We start from the raw sequence: 20,635 nt of genomic DNA on the forward strand, positions 1-20,635 counted from the left end.
ACGCGAATGCGCCGAATCCTCGCGGGCGCTCAGGCCAGCACGGGCTCTTCCCGGGCGACGCGGCGGACCGGACCCCGCGCCAGGTGCGGGAAGTAATCCTGCACCGCCGCCACGGACCACGCCCCGGCCCGCAGGGCGGCGATCGACTGCACCACGGCCCTCGCTCCGGTGATGGTGGTGCACATCATCACGCCGGTGCGCACGGCGGTGGCGCGAATCTTGCCTTCATCGGTGTGCGCGCCCTTGCGCGTGGGCGTGTTGATGATCAGGTTGATCTCACCGTTGCGGATCATGTCCAGCACGTTGGGCCTTGCGCCTTCGGAGATCTTGGGCAGCGCCACCGTGTCGAGCCCGTGCGACTTGAGCAGTTCCGCCGTGCCCGACGTGGTGTAGACCGTGAAGCCCATCGCCACCAGGTTGCGCGTGATGTCAACCGTGTGGGGCTTGTCCGAATCGCGCACCGACAGGAACACGTTGCCCTTGAGCGGAATCCTGCGCCCCGCGGCCATCTGCACCTTGGCCACCGCCACGGGCATGGAGCGGTCCATGCCCATCACCTCGCCGGTGGAGCGCATCTCCGGTCCCAGCACCACGTCCACGCCGGGGAACTTGGCGAAGGGGAAGACCGACTCCTTCACGCTGAAGAAGCCGGTGTCGGGCAGCTCCTTCACGTTCAGCTCGGTGAGCGAGGCGCCCATCATCACCTTGGCGGCGACGCTCGCCCACGACACACCCTTGGCCTTGCTGACGAAGGGCACCGTGCGCGAGGCGCGGGGGTTGACTTCGAGGATGTAGACCACGCCGTCCTTGACGGCCATCTGCACGTTCATCAACCCGCGCACCTTCAGGCGCTCGGCCAGGCGGCGTCCCTGATCGCGGATGCGCTCCACGATCGGCGCGGGCAGCGAGTAGGGCGGAATCGTGCACGAGGAGTCGCCGGAGTGGATGCCCGCCTCCTCGATGTGCTCCATCACGCCGCACACCAGCGCCCTGGGCGGCGGCGCACCGGGGCGCTTCGTCGAGGCCGAGGTCGAGTCCGGATCGAAGTCCGCGACCACGTCCACGTCCACCTCGATCGCCTCGGAGAGGAACATGTCGATCAGCACCGGCGCATCCGCCAGTTCCGACACGTCCACGGCGTTCTTCATGTACAGACGCAGCGACGGCTCGTCGTAGCAGGTCTCCATGCCGCGCCCGCCCAGCACGTAGCTGGGGCGCACCAGCACCGGGTAACCGATGCGGTTGGCGATGGCGACGGCCTCCTCGAGCGAATGCGCGATGCCGCTGGGCGGCTGCTTGAGCCCCAGTTCATCGCACATGGCCTTGAAGCGGTCACGGTCCTCGGCGAGGTCGATCGAATCCAGCCCCGTACCGATGAGCGGCACCCCCGCCGCCACCAGCCCGTGCGCCAGGTTGAGCGGCGTCTGCCCGCCGAACTGCACGATGACGCCTTTGACGTGCCCGGCGCGGGTCGGCACATCCACGCCGCCCCCGTTGAGCCGTTCGATGACGTTGAGCGTGTCCTCCAGCGTGAGCGGCTCGAAGAACAGCAGGTCGCTGGTGTCGTAGTCGGTCGAGACCGTCTCCGGGTTGGAGTTGATCATCACCGACTCGTAGCCCATCTCCGCGGCGGCGAAGGCGGCCTGTACGCAGCAGTAGTCGAACTCGATGCCCTGCCCGATGCGGTTGGGCCCGCCGCCCAGGATGATGATCTTCTCACGCTCGGTGACGCGGATCTCGTCGTCGGAATGAGCCGTGACCGTGAGGGCGCGGTTGGTCCGCGCTTCATCATCGGGTGCGTCCGCTCCCTGACGGTTGCGGCTCGCCAGAGGCGTTTCGTACGTCGAGTAGTAGTACGGCGTGACGGCCTCGAACTCGGCGGCGCAGGTATCCACCAGCTTGTACACCGGCTCGATGCCGAGTTTCTTGCGATGAGCGCGTACCTTGAGAATGGTCTTCGTGCTGATGTCGCCCAGGTACAGGTTGGCCAGCTGCGGGTCGGAGTAGCCCAGACGCTTGGCCTCGAAGAGCACCTCGCGGGGCACGTCCTCCAGCCGCGCGTAGCCGCACAGCACATCCTCGAACTCGATCAGCTGCCTGATCTGGTCGAGGAACCACGGGTCGATCTTCGTCAGGTCGCGCACGCGCTCGATCGACCAGCCCATCTTGAAGGCGTAGCGGATGTAGTACAGCCGCCCCTGGCTTGGCACGGTGAGCTTGCGGATGAGCTTGTCTTCGGGAATCGGCCACTCGATGGGCGAGCCATCCGCCGCCACCAGCCCGTTGGGCGTGACCTCGCTGGTCTCGCCGGTGAAGCGCAGGTGCCCGGCCTCGACGGCCCGACGGGCGGCGAGCCACTTGTCGTTGCGGTCCAGACCCAGCCCGAACCGCTTCACCTCCATCGAGCGGATGACCTTCTGCAGCGACTCCTTGAACGTGCGCCCGATGGCCATGGCCTCGCCCACACTCTTCATCTGCGTGGTGAGGGTTTCATCCGCCTCGGGAAACTTCTCAAACGTCCAGCGCGGCATCTTGGTGACCACGTAGTCGATCGACGGCTCGAAGCACGCGCTGGTGCTGCCCGTGATGTCGTTGCGCAGCTCGTCGAGCGTGTAGCCCACCGCGAGTTTGGCCGCGATCTTGGCGATGGGGAAGCCGGTGGCCTTGCTGGCCAGCGCGCTGGAGCGGCTGACGCGCGGGTTCATCTCGACCACCACCATCTCGCCATCCGCCGGGTTGACCGCGAACTGCACGTTCGATCCGCCCGTTTCCACGCCCACGGCCCGCAGGATGGCGAAACTCGCATCCCGCATGCGTTGGTATTCCTTGTCGGTCAGCGTCATGATCGGGGCGACGGTGATCGAGTCGCCGGTGTGGACGCCCATGGGGTCGATGTTCTCGATGCCGCACACGATGATGCAGTTGTCGTGCCTGTCGCGGATGACCTCGAGTTCGTACTCCTTCCAGCCCAGCACCGACTGGTCGATGAGCACCTGGCGGATCATCGAGGCGTCGAGTCCGCGGCGGATGATCTCCTCGAACTCCTCCAGGTTGTAGGCGATGCCGCCGCCCGAGCCGCCCAGCGTGAAGGCGGGTCGGATGATGGCGGGCAGGCCAATCTCGCGGACGAAATCCAGTGCATCGCTGACGTTGGTGACGGTGCGCGACTTGGGCTGCTTGAGCCCCACCGACTCGACGACGCGGCGGAACTGCTCGCGATCCTCCGCCCGGTGGATGGCGTCGCGGGTGGCCCCGATCATCTCCACGCCGAACTCGTTCAGCGTGCCGTCATCCGCCAGGGCGCAGGCGCAGTTGAGCGCGGTCTGCCCGCCCAGGGTGGGCAGCAGCGCGTCGATGGGGGCGCCCATCTCCCGCTCCTTGAGCAGAATCTTGCGAACCGCCTCGGGCGTGATGGGCTCGATGTAGGTCCGATCCGAGAAGGCCGGATCGGTCATGATGGTGGCGGGGTTGGAGTTGACGAGGACGATGCGGTAGCCCTCCTCCCGGAGGGCCTTGCATGCCTGCGTGCCCGAATAGTCAAACTCGCAACCTTGCCCGATGACAATCGGTCCTGAGCCGATGATCAGGATCGTTTCGATATCGTCTCGACGGGGCATGAGTGGTCCCGACGCGGCCGGCCGGCATGGTCCGCGCAAACTGGGCAAGCGTAGGCGGCGCATTCACACCCGACAAGGCACGGGATCGGCTTCCGTTTGACACGCGCCGAAAAACCCCGATCCTTTCCCGACATGTCCCTCACCGGGTGGATCATCACGCTGATCGCCGTCGTCGCCGGAGGTGTCGGTGCGGCGGCGTGGCTGCGACCGTGGCTGACCGTCGGTCCGCGCGGCAGCGTGACGCTCGGGGCGGCGTGGCGATTCGCGCGGTTCTTCTGCCGCGTTGTCCACCAGGTGCGCGTGACCGGGCTGGAGCACCTGCCGCCCGGCGGCAACCGTCCCGGGCCGCTCATCGTCGTCTCCAATCACACCTGCGGGCTGGACCCGCTGCTCATCGCCGCGGCGTGTCCGTTTCACATTCGCTGGATGATGGCCTCCAACTACATGACCCCCGAGGCCCGCTGGTTCTGGCGCTGGGTGGATGTCATCCCCGTCTCCCGCGACGGCAAGGACACGGGTCCGGCCCGCGAGGCCATCCGTCACGTGCGTGAGGACCGGGGCTGCGTCGGCATCTTCCCCGAGGGCGGCATCCCCGACCCGCCGGGGCGGATTCGACCCTTCCAGCCGGGCGTTGGGCTGATCGTGTCGCGCAGCCGGGCGCCGGTGCTGCTGACGTGGGTGTCGGGCACGCCGCGCGGCACATCGCCCTTCGGTGCGGTGATCAAGCCCAGCCGCTCGCGGGTTCACTTTGTGGGGTTGTTCGACTTCACGGGCGAGCGCGACCCGCAGGCCATCGCCGACCGCCTGCGCGCGGAACTGGCCCGCGCCAGCGGGTGGCCGCTGGATGACCAGCCCGTCCCCACGGCCCGCAAGCGGGCTCGCGACCCGTTCGGCGTCTGATCCGCGCGGCCGGATGAATGTTGGCCTGGACGTTGGAGTTCAGCCGGGGCCCGTCTACCGTTTCCGATGCGATTCAGCAGGCCGGTCGGACGCTCATGACCGTCGTCGGGCGGGGTGACAACGCGGAGGGGTGGGAGGCAAGGGCCGACGCATGAAAGACGCAGGCGCAGCGTTCCCTACCATCCACAGGGGCGGTCCGACCACAACCACGTGGCTGGCGATTGGCGTCGTGCTCGTCATGGCCATCGCGGGTCTGGGCGTTCGCCCACTTTGGGAGCCGGATGAGGGTCGCTACGTGGCGGTGGCGCTGGAGATGCTGCGGAGCGGGGACTGGCTGCACCCGGCGCTGCATCATGAGCATCCGCACTACACGAAGCCCCCGCTGACGTACTGGGCCATTGCGGCATCCATCGGAATCTTCGGCCCGCACGAATGGGCGGCCCGGCTTCCCAACGCGCTGGCGTTCATCGGCGCCGCGCTGTGCGTCGCCGGGCTGGCCCGCCGCATCGCGCCCGGGCGGGCCGCCGTGTGCGCCATGGTCTACGCCACCGCCGCCATGCCGTTCATCGCCCATCAGATCGTCACCACCGACACGCTGCTGACCCTGTTCACAACCGCCGGTGTGACATTCTTCGTGTACGGATGGCGTTCCGGACAGACGTACGGACGCCGGTGGATGGACGCGATGTGGCTGGCGTTCGGCCTTGGGTTTCTGACCAAGGGGCCGCCCTCGCTGCTGCCGCTGGCGGCGGTGCTCGGCGCGGTCCTGATCCACGACGGGCCGGGCGGCCTGCGGCGCCTGCTGTCGCCCGTCGGCGTGACGCTCTTTCTCGCGGTGGGCGGTGGGTGGTTCGCCCTCGTCATGCTGCAGAAGCCGGAACTCGCCGGGTACTTCCTTCACGACGAGTTCATCAATCGCGTCGCCAGCGACGCGCATCATCGGAACGCCGAGTGGTACAAGGCGATGATGTACCCCGGCCTGCTGGTCGCCGGCATGCTGCCCTGGGCGATCGGATGGTTTCGTCAGCCCCAATGGTGGCGGCCCGCGTGGCTGGTCAGGTGGCTGCGTGATCCGTTGCTGGCGCTGATGCTGCTCTGGATCGGTCTGTCGCTGATGGTGTTCATGCTCTCCAGTTCGCGACTGCCGCTCTACATTCTCCCGCTGTTTCCGGCGCTGGCGGTCTGCACCGGACGGATCATGCCGCTGTCTTTTCCTCATGATCGCGGGGCGCGGGCCTCGCTGGCGGCGACGGTTGGAATCGCCCTTCTGATCACGGCCGCCGGCGCGGTCATCGAAAGCCCGAAGGACGCCCGCCGCATGACGGCGGAGCTTCACCTCACGCCGGGCCTCGCCGAGGTGGTCTACGTCGATCGCCATCCGGTGTACGGCGTGTCGTTCTATTCGGGGCTTTCCGTTGAAGAGGTCGCGCTCCTTGATGATGCAAGGCCCGGCGCTCATTCCTTTGCGCAGGAGCTGGCCGAACGGGAGGGCCGCCTGGCCTTCGTAATCGGCTCGGACAAGGCCGACGCCCTGCGGCGGGCGCTGCGGGATGGACAGTGGCGCATCATCGACGAGATCGCTTATCGCAACAAGGTTCGCATCGTCGCCGAACCGGAGTCATCGCCGGAATCACGTGACAGGACCAGTTGACCCGTTCGGTCCGGCGCGGTTCCATACGCCCGTGATCAGTCGCCTTCAAGGAACCCTGCGCGTGGTGCGCGACGGTGCGGCGGATGTCCACTGCGGGCATCTCACGTACACGCTCCTCATCCCCGGCGTCGATCAGCAGCGGCTGGCGCGGCTGGTGGGCGAGACGGTCGAGTTCCATACGCTCCACTACCTCGAAGGTCAGGGGCAGGGGGCCAACTACCTGCCGCGGCTGATCGGCTTCGCCTCGCCCGAGGATCGCGCCTTCTTCGAAGTCTTCACCACCGTCAAGGGCATTGGCAACCGCAAGGCGCTGCGGGCGCTGCAACTGCCCTTCGCGCAGGTCGCCGAGGCCATCGCGGGCAAGGACGTGGACACGCTGACCTCGCTGCCGGAGATCGGCAAGCGCACGGCGGAGACGATCATCGCCGAGCTCTCGGGCAAGGTGGATCGCTTCCTGAGTCTGCCGGAGTCCGCTCCGGGCCGCCCCGCCCGCGCTCCCGCGGTCCGCTCCATCGCGGACGACGCCATCGCCGTGCTGACCTCGCTGGGCGAGCCCAAACTGGCGGTCATGCAGCTGGTCGATCGCGCCCTGACCGCCGACCCGGCGATCGGCTCGTCCGAGGAGCTCATCGCTGCGGTGTATCGACTCAAGGCCGCGCCGGTGTGAGGTCCACCGAGGCGGCTCGCTACCATGTGAGCCGATGCCCGTCTCGCCTTCCGAGTTCGGCAAGGGCCTGCCGCCGCCCCGCTCCATGAGCGTGGACCGGCCCTGCGCCTCGTGCGGGTACAACCTGCGCGGACTGAAGGTGGGCGGCAGATGCCCGGAGTGCGGCGAGGAGATTCCCCCGCCCCCCACACTGGATGACGATTCGCTCAGCCGCATGCCCCAGCCCGTGATCCGCGCGTTCATCCGCGGGGCGGTCACGGCGGCGGGCTCGATCATCCTGCTTGTCGTCGCGGCCCTGGCGGTTCTCTTCGGCTGGATGTCCGTCCACCTGCTCGGGGGCGTCGTTGGCGTCGCCCTTCTGGGGTGGATGCTGGCGATGTGGTGGCTCACGCCGGCGCTGACGATCCGAGAGGGCGTGTCGCGCGGCTTCTCCCGGCGCGGCGTGACGCGGCACATCGCCCGCTGGGGGCAACTCGGTTGGCTGCTGGGGGCGGGCGTTCTGCTCGCCCGCGAAGTCGCCAGCCCGGCGCAGAAGGTCGCCGACGGCATGACGTGGGCCGCCTTCGGGCTGGGCGCCATCGGCGTCATCGGCACCATCGCCATGGCGGTGATGATGGAGCGGCTGGCGGAGTGGACCCGCGACGCCACCGCCGAGACGATCTTCCAGTGGTTCCAGTGGCTGCTGCCCTTCGCGGCCATCGGCCTGCTGCTGCTGCCGACGGGCAGCATCTGGGGCCGCCTCGCCGGGTTGATCGGCGCGGTGGCGGTGCTGGCCTTCCCCATCGGCGTGCTCATGCTGGCGGGCTCGGTGTGGCTCTCGGGCATCCACCACCTGGAGCACACGGCCCGCGAGACGCGCCGCTATCGACGCCTGCGGGCGCATCTGAACGCAATCTCGGCCCGGTCGATGGCGGCGGATGGGGGGCAGCCGCCGCCTTCCGGAAAGCCCGTTCCCCCGCGTCGGCGCGGCTGAGCATCGTGACGCCGCGTTCCGTTCGCCCTCAGTCCGAACCCGGGTGAAACGCGACGAGCGGGAATCGATGCCGCTCCGCTACCCTCTTCCCTCCGGGTCGGTGCCGTCGAAGCCGAGGAGCGTGGGGATGGGCGTGGTTCGCTCGCCGAGCGAGTCAAGCAGTTCCGCCGCCAGCCCGTTGAGGTAGGCGCTGCATTCCCGCGCCACGGACTCGCGGTTGTTCGTCCGCGCGAAATGCTCCTCCAGGGCATAGCGGCACAGGTGCGCCAGCTCCACCCGCTTGGACAGCATGAAGGCGTCCTCGCGCGGTCGGGCGGCGCACTGGCCGATGATGCCGACGGACCCGCCGGGCAGCCCCTGCAGCGCGGGGCCGACCACCATCGCCAGCCGCCCGACGATCTTGGCCATGGCGGCGTCCTGGTCGATGCGGGTCAGTTGCGAGGCGAGTTCGCGCTCGTTACCCTCCAGCGCGGCACGGGTGGCCAGTCGCAGCCGGTTAGGGACATCGTGCACCGCCGGGGCGATGGCCCGCGGCGCGGCCTCCCACGCCGCCCACGCGTTGAGCGGGCCGGCGTCGCCGCCCAGCCGCGCCACCTCCGCGCTGTCCGCCATGGCCTGCGTGAGTCGGAAGAGCAGGAGCAGCCGCTTGGCGGCATCGCTGCCGGCGTTGCCGAGCGCCCAGCCGTCGGCCCAGCGCTGGCGCTGGGCGTCGATCTCGCGGGCCAGCCGGTCGTGCAGCCCGCCGGTGACGAGCGCGGCATCCTCGCCCCCGGCGCGCAGGTTGGACTCGAAGGGCATCGACAGGAAGAGCCCCGCCTGCTGCTCGTACTGCGTCATGGCGAGGATGGCCTCATCCCGACGCGCCGGCTCCAGCAGCCACTGGGCCATCTTGCGCGTCTGCGCCGTGAAGCGCTCGACGGCGCCGGGGCGCAGCGAGCGGATCTGATCGATCCATCGCGGAATCTTCTCCAGCCGGATCACATCCTCGAGGTACTGGGCCTGGTTGGCCATGACGCTGGTGAAGGCGGGATCGCTGATCGCTCGCGGGTCGGCGGTGATGCGCTCGATCTCCTTGAGCAGCGAGGCCTCGGCATCCCGGTACTCGCGCTCCAGCCGCGTCGCCAGCGTGCGATGCTCGCCCCGCACCTCGCCCCGGCGCAGCTCACGCCAGGCGATCATGCGGTCCAGCACCAGCCGCAGCTTGGCCATCTGTTCGCGCCCCGTGTCGGCGAGCGCGGGGTTGTCGAGCAGTTGCTCGCCCGCGATCAGCGCGGCGGCGAGAGGCCTGATGTTGGGTCGATCGCGGTTGATCTGGGACAGCAGCGTGATGCGCTCGATGATGAGACGCGAGGACTCGAAACGGCGCAGCAGGGCCTCGCCGCGGTCGCGGGCGGCGCGATCCTGAAACAGCGCGAGCGCCTCGTGAATCCGGGCGTCATACGCCTGTCGCGACGTCTCCTCCATCCACGCCGCGTGGCTCAGCGCGTCGCACAGGTCGAACAGCCGCGTGAGCAGCGCCCGGTACGCCTCCACGCGCGGACGGAACTCGGCGAACTCCTGCCCCTGCTCCAGGATGTCCAGCACCGTGACCACGATGCCGCGCGTCTCTTCACGCAGGGCGGCGGCGACGGCCCGCCCGCGCAGCTCGTCGATGGTGTTGACGCCGCGCGCCGACGCGCTCGCGCCGCCCGCCATGTTGGCGGCCGGTCTGATGAGCGACGACGACACCCAGTGATTCGCCCCTTCCTGCCCGTGAAACGCCGACAACGCCGTCGCCAGAGGCGCCAGCAGGATCGGCAGATGCTCGTCAATCGACGACGCGGAGGGCGTGCGGAGCAGCTCCCTGAGCGAGCGGATGTCCTCGTTGAACGTGCGCAGGGATTCGATCGCCCGCCGGGCCTGCGGCGCATTGGCGGCGGTCGCGTCCCGCGCCGCGGCGAGCACGGCGCTGAGCGACTCGTCCACCTGCTCGCGCCCCTGCGCCAGCGTCAGCCCCGTGACGATGGCCACGCTGCCCTCATGCCCCGCCGCGTCGCCCAGCGTGAGCAGGTCGGCGGCGAGGATGCGCAGATTGGTTCCGGCGCGCAGCGCGATCCTCGCCATCTCGCCGGCGTCGGCTTCGGCGGCGACGCGCTGGGCCACCTCGCGCTCCAGAACGCCCGCCAGATCCTTGGCGTAGGTGAACGTGTCCAGCCGGGGCGGCGCGGGACGACCAAGGTTGAGCGTCTGGCACGAGGCGTCAGCGACGAGCGCCGCGCCCAGCAGAGCGGCCGCCGCGATGCTCCAGAACCGACGCATAGACCCGCTCCAGTTCATCCACCATGGTCTCCGCGGAAAACCGCGTGCGACAGAGTTCGCGCCCGGCGACGCCCATCGCAGTCCGTTCCTTGGGGTGATCCATCATCCAGCGCACCGCTTCGCACAGACCGGGCAGGTCTCCGGGCTTCACGAGCCGCCCGGTTTCGCCGTCCCGACAGCATTCCTTCGTGCCGTCAACATCATACGCGATGACGGGGCGTGCGCTGAGCAGCGCCTGCGGCACCGTGCGGGGCAGACCCTCGCGGTAACTGGGGTGCGCCAGGCAATCCATCGCCTGCACGTATTTCGGCACCTCCTCGGGAGGCACCAGCCCCGTGGTGATGACGCGGCCTGCCAGACCGGCGTCCCTCAGCCGCGCGAACAGCCGGTCGCGCCACCACCCGTCGCCCACCCACAACAGGCGCAGCGAGGGTCGTTCGTGCATCAGCGGGCCAAGGGCGTCGATCAGGTCATCATGGCCCTTGAGCTCCGCCAGCCGCGCCACGGTGCCGAGGATGAACTCATGCTCGGCGACGCCCAGCTCGCGCCGGACCTGCTCGCGCGTCCAGCGCGGGTGGAGAAATGAGTCGATCTCCATGCCGGAGTAGACGGTGACGTACTGCTCGGGTCGTCCAATGCCGGCGGCGAGCGCCTGGTCACGCATGGCGTCGGCCACGCAGACGATGCGGTGGCAGCGCCTCGCCGCGATTCGCTCGGACAGAATGTACACCGCGTTGCGCCACTTCTTCTCGTAAGGATGAAACGGCAGGCCGTGGATGGTGTGGATGATGCAGGGAACGCGCTCCTTCCACGCGGCCAGGCGACCCAGGATGCCCGCCTTGCTGGAGTGCGTATGCACCACGTCGGGCTTCCAGTCGCGGATGATCCGCCGCAGGTCGCGCAGACAGCGACGATCCTTGAGCGGGGCCAGCTCGCGCACCAGGTTGGGCGTTTCGATGAGCTCGATGCGGCGGGAAGAGGTGGGGGAGTGCGGAGTGCCGAGTGCTGAGTGCTGCGTGCCGGGTGCGTTCCGAGTTCCGAGTTCCGGGTTCCGGGCGCCTGGGTTGGGTGGCTCTGCGGCTCTGTCGTGCGGTCCCTCCGCCGCTTCGCCGCGCTGCCCCCCGTCCTCCGTGGCGCCCAAGGGCTGACGGCTGACGACGTCCTCCCCCGCCCGGAATGCCGCCGCACGATCGTACAGCGACCCTTCCGGGCCGTAGATCGGGCCATAGACCAGTGCGACGGCATGTCCGCGACGAACCTGCCCCTCGCACGAGAGGACGGTGTTCTCCTGCGATCCGCCCAGGATCAGCCGCGTCGAAATGTGCATGATGCGCAGCGACATGTGGGGAATCCACCGATGAGCACGGATGGGCACGGATGATAGGAAGAGGCAGACGCCGGCCGGGCACATGGGGAGCGCTTCTGGTACGATGGTCCCGCTTCCGTGGGTCGATCCGAATGAGTGGTCGCGTCAGTCGTCCGCCGTCGTGTACATGAAAGGGGAACCCATGCGTCAGTCTTCGTCACAGGTTCTGATCGTGGCGTTGCTGCTCGGCGCGGCGTTTCTGTCCGGCTGCCAGTCGCCGAACAGTGCGACCGTGGATGACGCCTTCCGGTCGGAACTGATCGCCATGGAGCATCGCATCTGGGACGTGCAGAAGCGGCAGGACGCCGCCGCGCTGGCCGCCCTGCTGCCGGACGACGCCTATGTGATCGAGGACACGGACGGCGAGATCGCCTCGCGCGAGGACTTCCTCGCCGCGCTGCCCGATCTGGTCATCACTGAGTACGCCATGGATGACGTAACGGTGCGGCGCATCGGCCCGCGCGCCGGTGTGCTCACCTATCGCCTGCTGGTGCGCGGCTCGTACGCCGGGCGCCCCTTCGGCAACACCTGGACCACGGTGTCCTCCATCTGGGTTGATCGAGGGAAGGGGTGGCAGAACCTGGGGTACCAGGAGACGCCGGTGAAGGAGTGACATCGCACTCGTCCGGATCGCTCCGATCGTCCTCCCCGCATCACGACTGGTGACTCATGGCGTCCGATCCCCATCCCGGCAACCAGACGCCCGACGAGATTCTGGATCAGCTCCAGCTGGCGATCCTTGACGGCCGCAAGATCGAGGCCGTCAGGATCATGCGCGAGGCCACCGGCGTCGGGCTGAAGGAGGCCAAGGACGCGGTCGAGGCGCTGGAGGCGGCGCTGCGGCAGAGTGGACCGGTGTCGATGACCGACGCCGCGGCGGCGGGACTGCGCGAGCCCTCGCCGGTGGACATGGAGCGCGTGCGCGAGGCGCTGCGGATCGGCAACTCGATCGAGGCGATCCGGATCTTCCGCGATGCCACGGGCATGTCTCTGAAGGACGCCCGAATCATGGTCCAGGAGGTGGAGAAGGAGCTGCGCGACCGCGTGCCGCAGCAGTTCGCCAGCCGGTCAGCGAAGCGCGGCTGCCTGGGCGTGCTGGTGGTCGCGGCCGGCGCCGGAGTGCTGCTCGGAGGGGTCGTGCGCCACGCGGTGCGCGTGATCGGTTGAAGTGAGTTCCAGCGGATGCGCCGTTCCGCCGCGTCGCCCGGCGCGGTACGATGATCCGACCGTCGCGCCGCGGATCGGCGCGGGGTGACTGGGGAGACTCGCCCATGGGCGTGGCACGAGCACGAGGCGCGTTCGGCGATCACCGGGTCGGGTGCGTGTTCTGGCCCGATACGCTGGGGGTCGAGCCGTGGCGCGATTATGACGGGCTGCATTACTACGGAATGCCCGGCGTGGTGGGAGCGCAGCCGGCCACGAGCGCCGGCGCGAATCCGGGCGCCGCAACCGGCGAGAACGCCTCCGTCGCCGACTCCGAACTCGACAAGAACGAACTCCAGCTGCTGCAGGAGATCTACGGCGTCCTCCGCAAGGACGGGTCGGCCTACAAGACCAAGGACGCCAAGACGCAGAAACTCGTGGACGACGTGGCCGCGTATGTCTCCGACCGCGACGCCTACTTCGGCTCGGCGGACGATTACAAGACGTATCGCGCCACGGCGAAGGCGGAGCTGGACGCCGACGGCGCCAAGCTGCGGCGCTTCATCGAACCCCCGCTGAACAGCCGCAAGGGAGAGAAGTGGAAGGACGCGCAGGAGGTCTTCTACGCCTGGGTGCGCAAGGGGTACGAGAAGGAAGTGGGCGCCGGAACCGACATCCCCAAGCTCATCCGCAGCGGCATGTCCGAGGCCATGAAAGAGGCCCTCAAGAAGGTTGAGACGAGTTACGGCAAGAAGTTCAAGGCGGGCGGGATGAACCCGCGACCGATGAAGCTTTCCGGCAAGTACCGTCTCGGCACGCTCAGCGATCACGCCACCGGCACGGCGGTGGACGTGGACGCCTCCAGCAACCCGCAGATTCCTTCGGCCACGTGGTCGGCGATCCTCAAGTACACGGGCAAATCCCTCGATCACGCCACGCGCAAGAGCAAGTGGAAGAGCAAGCCCAAGGATCTCTACGACACGATCAAGGAGATCAGCGATGAGTTCGTGAAGAAGGTGGGCGAGGCGGTGAAGAAGGAGGAGGAGGCCGCCAAGAAGGAGCAGCAGGCGGCGGAGGAAGCCGCCAAGAAGGCCGGCAAGCCCGCTCCCAAGCCCAAGAAAGTGGACGCCCTCGACGCCGCCATCGCCAAGGACGCCGACCTCAAGAAGGTGGGCAAGGCCTTCATCTCCAAGTATCACAAGACCGGGTTCCTCGGTCTGGAGTGGTCGCTGGTGGAGGCGTTCCACAAGGCGGAACTGACGTGGGGCGCCACCTATCCGGACGTGGACCTGCATCATTTCAGTCTGTAAGTCGGGCGAACTTCGCGGGCCGGCGACGAAGGCCGCGCGACACGATCGCCCAGGAGCAGTTGCATGGACTTTGCACACTACGACGCGGCAGTGAAGGCGGCGGCGGCCCGCTTCGAGCAGGGCGACCACGCCGGGGCGGCGGAGGCGTTCATCGCCATCGTCGAGAGCGACATCAGCGATCTCGACAAGGCCATGATGTCGCTCAACGTCGCGGTGGCGATGGACAAGATGGGACGAGCCGACGAGGCGCTGTCGTGGTTCGACGTGGCGATCGGCTACGAGCAGCCCTACTGCCGCGTGAACGCCGTGGAGCGCAAGGCGGCCTACCTGCACACCTCGGGCAACAACGCCGACTCGCTGGCCCTCTATGAGTGGCTGGCGGATCAGCCCTACGCGCTGGAGCACGAGAAGGAGCGATTCCGTTACAACGTCAGCGCGCTGCGCGGCCTGATGGCCGGGGCGCGGTGATCCGCGGAACCAGCGCCGTCCGCCCGCGTGACGTGAGGCGGGAACGACCCATGACGCTGACGGCGCCAAAGCATGGAACTGCGATCGTCAGGGAGCGGTCGAAGTCACCACTCGCTCACGCGCAACGTGGAGCGTCATGCCATGCATGCCGCGCCGCGTCACCCCCGCCGCCTATTCCGCTGGCGTCAGCTCCATCAGCACGTCGCGCAGGCGGGCGCGGAAGTCGGCTTCCTCGAGCCAGCCGCCGCTTTCCATGTCGGGAATGAAGCGGTGCTCCAGCGTGTTGCCGACCGCGGTCAGGCCGATCGACTCGGGCGACTCGGCCCGGATGAACCGGATCGACCGCAGCGACGCCCGCACGTGCCCGCCCGCCTGGGCGTCTTCCTGCACCAGGTCGCCGATGCCTGACCCGCAGGCGTAGATGCCGTGCTGGCTGATGTGGTGCTCGATCATTCCCAGCCAGTTGACGAAGCGCTTCTGGTAGAAGCCGTCGTAATCGATGTCGAACTCCGCGTTCACGCCCAGCGATTTGAGCCAGTCCGACACCTGTCCGGCGTATTCCCGCCCGCTGCTGATCGCGTAGGCGGCCCAGTCGTCGGGAACCAGCGATTCGTCGACGGCGAAGGGGTCGTACTCGCCCGACGCGATCGCCTCCTCGTCGGACGGAATCTCATCCAGCATCTCGACGTCATCGGGCTGTTCGAACGCGCTTCCCATCGCCTCGCCCATGGCTTCGCCAAGGCCGCTCATGGCCTCGCCCATGGCCTCGCCGACCTGCTTCATGCCCTCGACCATGGCGTCCATCATGGCGTCGGGTGAGAAGCCGAACGTCTTCTCCATGGTCTTGTTCATGTCCACGCGCCAGCCGCCGTTCTCGCGCACCAGCACGTGCTGCAGCGCGCAGGGCGGGTTCTGCGAGGGGTCCTCCACCACGTTGAAGTGGACGGGCACGACGACTTCGCCGTCCTCCACGCGGGCCTCCTCGCGGCGAAACTCCAGCGTGCCGGGCGGCGCGGACATGGAGAAATCCGCCGCGCACTTGGCGGTCAGCAGCGACTTGAGCGCCGACTCGTCGCGCTTGACGAAGGCGGCGAGAAACTCGTCCATCACCTTGTTGGCGGCGGTCAGCTCGGCGGGCGACAGTTCGGACATCGTGGTTCTCCCTCAGTCAGCGCGAAACGGAGACCGTGCGTCCGTCGCGCACCGTGGATTGTCGCATGAACCACGGGTCCGCCGCAAGCCCGCGTGAAGCGATTTGCCGCGGATTCCCGACGAGGCGATCGTCCTCGCCGCGTGCGGGTACGATCCGGCGGAGATTCCCAATGGCATGGTTTCTGCTGATCGTTGCGGGGCTGCTGGAAGTCGGCTGGGCCGTCGGGCTCAAGCAGACGGACGGTTTCACCCGGCTGTGGCCCAGCGTGCTCACCATTCTCACGATGGCCGCCAGTTTCTGGGTGCTGTCGCTGGCGGTGCGCACGATTCCTCTCGGCACCGGCTACGCCGTGTGGACCGGCATCGGTGCGGTCGGCGTGGCGGTCGTCGGCATGGCGTGGTACCGTGAACCGGCCACCGCGGCGCGCCTGGCGTGCATCGTCCTGATCGTCGTGGGCATCGTGGGGCTGAAACTGGCGTCCCCCGGCGGGAAGTCGAGCGGCGGCGACGCGGCGTCGATTCGGCCCGATGGGGAACTTCCCGCGGCGCCGGGCGTTCAATCGGAGAGGAGTTGACGCATGAACCGAACCATTCCATCGATCCTGGCCGCCGTTCTGATCTGTTCGTTCCCCGGCGCCGCCCTGGCGGATGCGCCCGGCGACGCTCTGGACACGGTGAACTGGCCGCAGTGGCGCGGACCGGGGTTGAACGGCGTCAGCCCCGCCACCAACCTGCCGGTCGAGTGGAGCGCGGAGAAGAACATCATCTGGAAGACCCCGCTGCCCCACTGGAGCGGCTCGACGCCCGTCATCTGGGGCGACCGCATCTTCGTGATGTCGCCTTCCGCTCCCGCTCCGCGCCCGGTGGAGGAGGCGGCCGACGACCCGCAGGATCCGCCCCCCGGCGGCCGCGGCGGACGGGGCGGACGAGGCGGGCGCGGGGGCGGACGCGATCCCGGCGGCAACGACATCCTGCTCTTCTGCATCTCCAAGGCCGATGGCTCCATCCTCTGGCGGCACAAGATGGATGAGGGCAATCAACTGCACATGAAGGCCAATCACGCTTCGCCTTCGCCGGTGACGGACGGCACGCATGTGTGGGCCGTCACGGGCAACGGCACCGTCACCGCCCTCACCATGACGGGCGAGGTGGTCTGGTCGCGCAACCTGCAGCAGGACTACGGCCCCTTCGGGCTGAACTGGGGCTTCGCCGCCTCGCCGCTGCTGTACGAGGGCAGGATCATCATCCCCGTGCTGCACGGCATGCGGACGGATGATCCCTCGTATGTCGTCTGCTTCGACGCCCTCACGGGTAAGGAACTCTGGCGGCAGGAACGTCCAACCGACGCCCCCGCCGAGTCACCCGACGCCTACACCACGCCGGCGGTGCTGCGGCACGGCGACGGCAGCCAGATCGTCGTCTCCGGCGGCGACTACGTCACCGGCCACGATCCCGACTCAGGCCGGGAGCTGTGGCGCGCCGCCGGGCTCAATCCCGGCAAGCAGCGCAACTACCGCATCGTGGCCTCGCCCGTCGTCGTGGGCGACCTGATCTACGCTCCCACCCGCGTGCGCCCGTTGCTGGCCTTGCGCTACGAAGGCGGCGAGAGCGAGCCCACCACGCTGGCGTGGAAGTGGGACGCTCAGGGCGCGCCCGACGTGCCCACCCCCGTCTGCGACGGCACGTACTTCTACATGGCCAGCGACAACGGCATGGTCACCTGTCTCGACGCCAGGACCGGCGAGGTGAAGTGGGGACCGGAGCGCACCGTGCAGGGCACCGTGAGCAGCTCGCCGATTCTCGCCGACGGTCGAATCTACCTGACCAACGAAGAAGGCGTGACCGTGGTGCTGGCCGCCGGGCCCCAGTTCAGGATGCTCGCCACCAATGAACTCGACGGGTCGTACACGCTCTCCTCGCCCGTCACGTCCGGCTCGCGCCTGTTCATCCGCACGGGAACGCACCTGTACTGCATCGGAAGCGAGTGACGGTCGATCTTCAGTACTCGATTGACCGCAGGCACAGCCCCTGCGGCGGCAGGGTCGGACCCGCGGCCCGGCGGTCGCGCGCGGCGAGAATGGTCGCCGCGTGTTCCGGCTCAATGCGCCCGCGTCCGACTTCCAACAGCGTGCCCGCGATGATGCGCACCATGTTGTAGAGAAACCCGCTGCCCGTCACGTCGATGTGGCAGCGATCCGGCGCGGTGGCCGTCACCGAGCAATCGAAGATGGTGCGGATCGTGGTGGCGCGGCCGTGATCGATCTGGGCGAAACTGGCGAAGTCGTGTTCGCCGACGATCAGGCGGGCCGCCAAATGCATGCGCACCGGGTCGAGCCGATGGTACGTGTAGTACAGGTACCTGCGGTCAAAGAGCGGCGGCGGCGAGGCCAGCGGCGCAAACGGGCTGTCGGCTGACGGCTGATGGCTGGCGGCTGTGGGCTCCACCCACGGCCCGCCGTGCGCGATCGAATACCGATACGTCTTCCGCCTTGCGTGGCTGATGGGATCAAAGTCATCCGGCGCCACCTCGGCGCGCAGCACCTGCACATCATCCGGCAGTCGGGAGGAGATGGCGCGGGCCAGACGCTCGATCGGGATGCGTGTCTCGGCGCTGAACGCCGCCACCTGCCCGATGGCGTGGACGCCCGCGTCGGTGCGCGAGGCGCCGAGCACCTCGACCGACGCACCGACCGTCTCTCGCACCGCCTGCTCGATCACGCCCTGCACCGTGCGCAGGGGCGGCGCACCGGGCGGTTCCTGCCGCTGCCAGCCGTGGAAGTCGGTGCCGTCGTAGGCGATGGTGAGCTTGTAGCGTGGCATGGGGTGGCGTCGCCGGGGTCAACGTGGCGGCGTGGCCTCGATCATCGCCGTGCGTCGGATGAGGGGCGCGATGAAGCCGCCCGCGGTGAAACGGCCCGCGCGATCCCCGGCAACGTCGCCCGCGCCGGCGTACAGGTCGATGCGGTTCGGCCCGAGGATCGCCCCGCCCCGGTCATGATCCACCACGAACCGCGCCTGCATCTCGGGGTCATCGAGAAACGCGGACGGCCCAGCTGAACTTCCGTCGCCCGGCGGCGCGACGGCCACCCGCTGGAACCGCACCAGCATCGGTCCGCCGGGCGGGTAGACCCGCTTGTCGGTGGCGACCGATCGCCCTTCGACGAGCGTGATGCCCAGCCCGCTCCGAGGCCACTCCGCTTCGGGAATCGCCTCGAAGAAGACGTACCGCTGATTCCGCCACGCGAAGGGGTGGAGCTGGTCGGGATGGGCGTCGAAAAACGCGCGAATCGCCTGAAGCGAGACGCCGTGCGACGGCAGCACGCCCGACTCGATCAACTGGCGTCCGATGCTCGTGTACGGGCGACCATTGGTGCCCGCGTGGGCCAGGTGAATGGTGGCGCCATCCGGGCCGCGCAGCCGCACCGAGCCGTTCACGTGCGCCACGTAGGCGTCGAAGGGATCGCGCAGCCAGCCCACCTCCATCCCGGCGTAGAGACCTTCGCGTTCGATCATCTCGCGCGTGGGCAGCGGCTCGATGCGGTCACCCACGCGGCGGCCGATGACTTCGCCGGTGCGTTCATCGCGCGCCAGATCGGGCGGCGGGGCGTAGAGCGGCCAGTCGTAGCCGGGCGTTCGCGTCGCCACGCCCTCGAAGGCCGCCGCGTAGTAGGCGGTGAAGAGCGCGTCGTCCCCCGACGAGCCGCCCGCCCGCGCCGCGACGGGCGGCAGGAAGTTTTCGCGGACGCGCCGCGCCAGCCACGCCGCGTCCGTCGCCGCCGCGATGAGGTTGCGAAAGCACCGGGTCGCCGCATGCGTGGCAATGCGCTCCGTTTCGCTGTCGAAAAAAGTCGCTGAGCGAGCGTCATCCGCCAGCCAGGCCAGCGAGCGGTCGAGCGCCAGCAGCAGGTCATCGCGGCTGGCGGGATTCCGCAAGAGCTCTTCGCACGCCGCCAGCAGATGGATCTCCCACGTGGACCAGCCATCATCGGCGTAAGTCGCCTCATGATCGGCGCGCCACGGCTGACATCCGCCCGCCAGGGCGAGCAGCGTGGCCACGATCATGCAACGGGACGCCGTTGGACGATCCACGCCGATCATCGCCCCAGGTTGCGGCTGGGCCGCTCCACCTGGTACATGGTGGGCAGCAGGAAGTTGCGCCCGCGATACGCCAGCACTTCGCCAGACATCAGAAGGATGGGCGGCTGGGGACGCTGCCGCAGCAGGTCGCGCAGCTGCTCCAAGAGCAGGCAGGGAAGGATGGTCATGGGGGGATCGGCCAGCCCGCTGGCGTCGGCGGCGAAGACGAAGCGCCAGCCGCCCTCGGGGGTGCGCGTCACCGTGCCTCGACGGGAGAAGATGAGCGTGCCGTCGCCACGAGGCGGGGCGGCGGGCTCAGCGCCCGGCTGGCTCGATGAGCCGGCGGGCTCGGTCGTCTCCGCCGCCAGACTGCGCACGATGGGCACATCGGTCTTCAGGTCGCGGATGAGCGTGGCGGCGTCGGTCGGGGGCGCGGCAGGGGGGGATGTCCCTTCGCCGGGCGGCGGGGCGGTGGGCGACGTCGTCGGTGCGCCCGGGGCGGTCCGATCCAGCAACGAAGCGGACAAGGGCAGCAGGTAGTTCCGTTGCTCGAAGACGAGCACCCGGCCCGTCACCTCAAAGAGCACCTCCTGCTGCCTGAGCGCCTCGACGCTTCGCTGCATCTGCTCGAGCTTGGCGCAGGGCAGCAGCACGAACTCCGCCAGCGGACGGGTGGAGTCGGCGGGGCGTTCAGGCGTGAACACCCACAGTCCATGCGAGTCATCCCTTCGGATGCGTCCGGCGACGCCCGCGAAGAACGCCCCTTCGCGCAGCAGCGCGGGGCGCGAGGGCGGCGTCACAGCGGGCTCCCCTGCGGCGGGGGGATTGGCGGAGCCGGACGGGGGGGGAGAGCCGGGATTGGACTGCTGGACGCCCATCGCGGCGCTCGCCCAGAGCACCAGCGAAACGCTCAGACCGACGGTCGTGCGTGCGTGGCTCATCGGTTCTTCCTTCGGCTGAATGGTAGGTGGAACGGGAGAAGCGGGAGGTGCCAAGCCAGCGGTCGAATCGTC

At 68.7% G+C, this 20,635-nt stretch carries 17 protein-coding genes; 10 read left to right on the top strand and 7 right to left on the bottom strand.

The features are described 5' to 3' along the window. Positions 1-29: 29 nt before the first annotated feature. Positions 30-3,617 carry a carbamoyl-phosphate synthase large subunit gene (carB, locus tag HRU76_07215; GenBank protein ID QOJ17376.1) on the bottom strand — a complete coding sequence of 1,196 codons (3,588 nt, stop codon included), beginning with the start codon at positions 3,615-3,617 and terminating at the stop codon, positions 30-32. A gap of 132 nt (positions 3,618-3,749) precedes the next feature. Here carB and HRU76_07220 point away from each other — a divergent pair, with 132 nt between their 5' ends. The 4 genes from HRU76_07220 to HRU76_07235 all read left to right on the top strand — a co-directional run bounded on the left by HRU76_07220 (position 3,750) and on the right by HRU76_07235 (position 7,808). Continuing rightward, on the top strand, positions 3,750-4,517 hold the full coding sequence (locus HRU76_07220) for a 1-acyl-sn-glycerol-3-phosphate acyltransferase (protein ID QOJ17377.1): 768 nt from the start codon (positions 3,750-3,752) through the stop codon (positions 4,515-4,517). 151 nt (positions 4,518-4,668) lie between these two features. Further along, entirely contained in the window at positions 4,669-6,168 is a 1,500-nt protein-coding gene (locus HRU76_07225) for a glycosyltransferase family 39 protein (protein ID QOJ17378.1), read from the top strand. Between the two features lie 31 nt (positions 6,169-6,199). Beyond that, positions 6,200-6,835: an ATP-dependent DNA helicase RuvA gene (locus HRU76_07230; GenBank protein ID QOJ17379.1), complete on the top strand. Its 636-nt coding sequence runs from the start codon at positions 6,200-6,202 to the stop codon at positions 6,833-6,835. A gap of 34 nt (positions 6,836-6,869) precedes the next feature. After that, the gene (locus HRU76_07235; protein QOJ17380.1) at positions 6,870-7,808 is read left to right on the top strand and encodes a hypothetical protein; all 939 of its coding nucleotides are present in this window, start codon (positions 6,870-6,872) and stop codon (positions 7,806-7,808) included. A gap of 78 nt (positions 7,809-7,886) precedes the next feature. On the opposite strand, the gene HRU76_07240 is transcribed toward HRU76_07235, so the two are convergent. Next, on the bottom strand, positions 7,887-10,106 hold the full coding sequence (locus HRU76_07240; GenBank protein ID QOJ17381.1) for a hypothetical protein: 2,220 nt from the start codon (positions 10,104-10,106) through the stop codon (positions 7,887-7,889). Continuing rightward, positions 10,048-11,448 (bottom strand): glycosyltransferase family 4 protein, encoded by a 1,401-nt coding sequence (locus HRU76_07245; GenBank protein QOJ17382.1) that lies wholly within the window; start codon positions 11,446-11,448, stop codon positions 10,048-10,050. The genes HRU76_07240 and HRU76_07245 overlap by 59 nt, the downstream gene beginning before the upstream one ends. 166 nt (positions 11,449-11,614) lie before the next feature. Between HRU76_07245 and HRU76_07250 the strand changes: the two genes are divergently transcribed. The 4 genes from HRU76_07250 (at position 11,615) to HRU76_07265 (ending at position 14,393) form a co-directional block, all read left to right on the top strand. Next, entirely contained in the window at positions 11,615-12,085 is a 471-nt protein-coding gene (locus HRU76_07250) for a nuclear transport factor 2 family protein (GenBank protein ID QOJ17383.1), read from the top strand. A 56-nt stretch (positions 12,086-12,141) separates the two neighbouring features. After that, positions 12,142-12,639, top strand: coding sequence for a ribosomal protein L7/L12 (locus HRU76_07255; GenBank protein QOJ17384.1), 498 nt, complete (start codon positions 12,142-12,144; stop codon positions 12,637-12,639). Positions 12,640-12,743: 104 nt separating this feature from the next. Beyond that, positions 12,744-13,925: a hypothetical protein gene (locus HRU76_07260; protein QOJ17385.1), complete on the top strand. Its 1,182-nt coding sequence runs from the start codon at positions 12,744-12,746 to the stop codon at positions 13,923-13,925. Between the two features lie 63 nt (positions 13,926-13,988). Then, the gene (locus HRU76_07265) at positions 13,989-14,393 is read left to right on the top strand and encodes a hypothetical protein (GenBank protein QOJ17386.1); all 405 of its coding nucleotides are present in this window, start codon (positions 13,989-13,991) and stop codon (positions 14,391-14,393) included. Between the two features lie 171 nt (positions 14,394-14,564). On the opposite strand, the gene HRU76_07270 is transcribed toward HRU76_07265, so the two are convergent. Next, positions 14,565-15,545: a hypothetical protein gene (locus tag HRU76_07270; GenBank protein ID QOJ17387.1), complete on the bottom strand. Its 981-nt coding sequence runs from the start codon at positions 15,543-15,545 to the stop codon at positions 14,565-14,567. A 170-nt stretch (positions 15,546-15,715) separates the two neighbouring features. On the opposite strand from HRU76_07270, the gene HRU76_07275 reads away from it, so the two are divergent. Both HRU76_07275 and HRU76_07280 read left to right on the top strand, forming a co-directional pair. Then, complete coding sequence (locus HRU76_07275) at positions 15,716-16,120, top strand: multidrug efflux SMR transporter (protein QOJ17388.1); 405 nt, start codon at positions 15,716-15,718, stop codon at positions 16,118-16,120. 3 nt (positions 16,121-16,123) lie between these two features. Continuing rightward, the gene (locus HRU76_07280) at positions 16,124-17,533 is read left to right on the top strand and encodes a PQQ-binding-like beta-propeller repeat protein (GenBank protein QOJ17389.1); all 1,410 of its coding nucleotides are present in this window, start codon (positions 16,124-16,126) and stop codon (positions 17,531-17,533) included. Positions 17,534-17,543: 10 nt separating this feature from the next. On the opposite strand, the gene truA is transcribed toward HRU76_07280, so the two are convergent. Genes truA through HRU76_07295 form a run of 3 tightly spaced genes read right to left on the bottom strand, consistent with a single transcriptional unit; the run spans position 17,544 to position 20,563 of the window. After that, positions 17,544-18,365, bottom strand: a complete 822-nt coding sequence (gene truA / locus HRU76_07285; GenBank protein QOJ17390.1) for a tRNA pseudouridine(38-40) synthase TruA — start codon at positions 18,363-18,365, stop codon at positions 17,544-17,546. An 18-nt stretch (positions 18,366-18,383) separates the two neighbouring features. Continuing rightward, on the bottom strand, positions 18,384-19,607 hold the full coding sequence (locus HRU76_07290; GenBank protein QOJ17391.1) for an MltA domain-containing protein: 1,224 nt from the start codon (positions 19,605-19,607) through the stop codon (positions 18,384-18,386). 32 nt (positions 19,608-19,639) lie between these two features. Next, positions 19,640-20,563: a hypothetical protein gene (locus HRU76_07295; GenBank protein QOJ17392.1), complete on the bottom strand. Its 924-nt coding sequence runs from the start codon at positions 20,561-20,563 to the stop codon at positions 19,640-19,642. Between the last annotated feature and the right edge of the window lie 72 nt (positions 20,564-20,635).

It is taken from the genome of Phycisphaeraceae bacterium (genome assembly GCA_015709595.1).
Lineage (GTDB): Bacteria > Planctomycetota > Phycisphaerae > Phycisphaerales > SM1A02 > CAADGA01.

Bases quoted from the DNA above. Each gene is read 5' to 3' on its own strand.
- carB (QOJ17376.1), bottom strand. From the start codon at position 3,617: ATGCCCCGTCGAGACGATATCGAAACGATCCTGATCATCGGCTCAGGA.
- HRU76_07220 (QOJ17377.1), top strand. From the start codon at position 3,750: ATGTCCCTCACCGGGTGGATCATCACGCTGATCGCCGTCGTCGCCGGA.
- HRU76_07225 (QOJ17378.1), top strand. From the start codon at position 4,669: ATGAAAGACGCAGGCGCAGCGTTCCCTACCATCCACAGGGGCGGTCCG.
- HRU76_07235 (QOJ17380.1), top strand. From the start codon at position 6,870: ATGCCCGTCTCGCCTTCCGAGTTCGGCAAGGGCCTGCCGCCGCCCCGC.
- HRU76_07240 (QOJ17381.1), bottom strand. From the start codon at position 10,106: ATGCGTCGGTTCTGGAGCATCGCGGCGGCCGCTCTGCTGGGCGCGGCG.
- HRU76_07245 (QOJ17382.1), bottom strand. From the start codon at position 11,448: ATGTCGCTGCGCATCATGCACATTTCGACGCGGCTGATCCTGGGCGGA.
- HRU76_07250 (QOJ17383.1), top strand. From the start codon at position 11,615: ATGCGTCAGTCTTCGTCACAGGTTCTGATCGTGGCGTTGCTGCTCGGC.
- HRU76_07255 (QOJ17384.1), top strand. From the start codon at position 12,142: ATGGCGTCCGATCCCCATCCCGGCAACCAGACGCCCGACGAGATTCTG.
- HRU76_07260 (QOJ17385.1), top strand. From the start codon at position 12,744: ATGGGCGTGGCACGAGCACGAGGCGCGTTCGGCGATCACCGGGTCGGG.
- HRU76_07265 (QOJ17386.1), top strand. From the start codon at position 13,989: ATGGACTTTGCACACTACGACGCGGCAGTGAAGGCGGCGGCGGCCCGC.
- HRU76_07270 (QOJ17387.1), bottom strand. From the start codon at position 15,545: ATGTCCGAACTGTCGCCCGCCGAGCTGACCGCCGCCAACAAGGTGATG.
- HRU76_07275 (QOJ17388.1), top strand. From the start codon at position 15,716: ATGGCATGGTTTCTGCTGATCGTTGCGGGGCTGCTGGAAGTCGGCTGG.
- HRU76_07280 (QOJ17389.1), top strand. From the start codon at position 16,124: ATGAACCGAACCATTCCATCGATCCTGGCCGCCGTTCTGATCTGTTCG.
- truA (QOJ17390.1), bottom strand. From the start codon at position 18,365: ATGCCACGCTACAAGCTCACCATCGCCTACGACGGCACCGACTTCCAC.
- HRU76_07290 (QOJ17391.1), bottom strand. From the start codon at position 19,607: ATGATCGTGGCCACGCTGCTCGCCCTGGCGGGCGGATGTCAGCCGTGG.
- HRU76_07295 (QOJ17392.1), bottom strand. From the start codon at position 20,563: ATGAGCCACGCACGCACGACCGTCGGTCTGAGCGTTTCGCTGGTGCTC.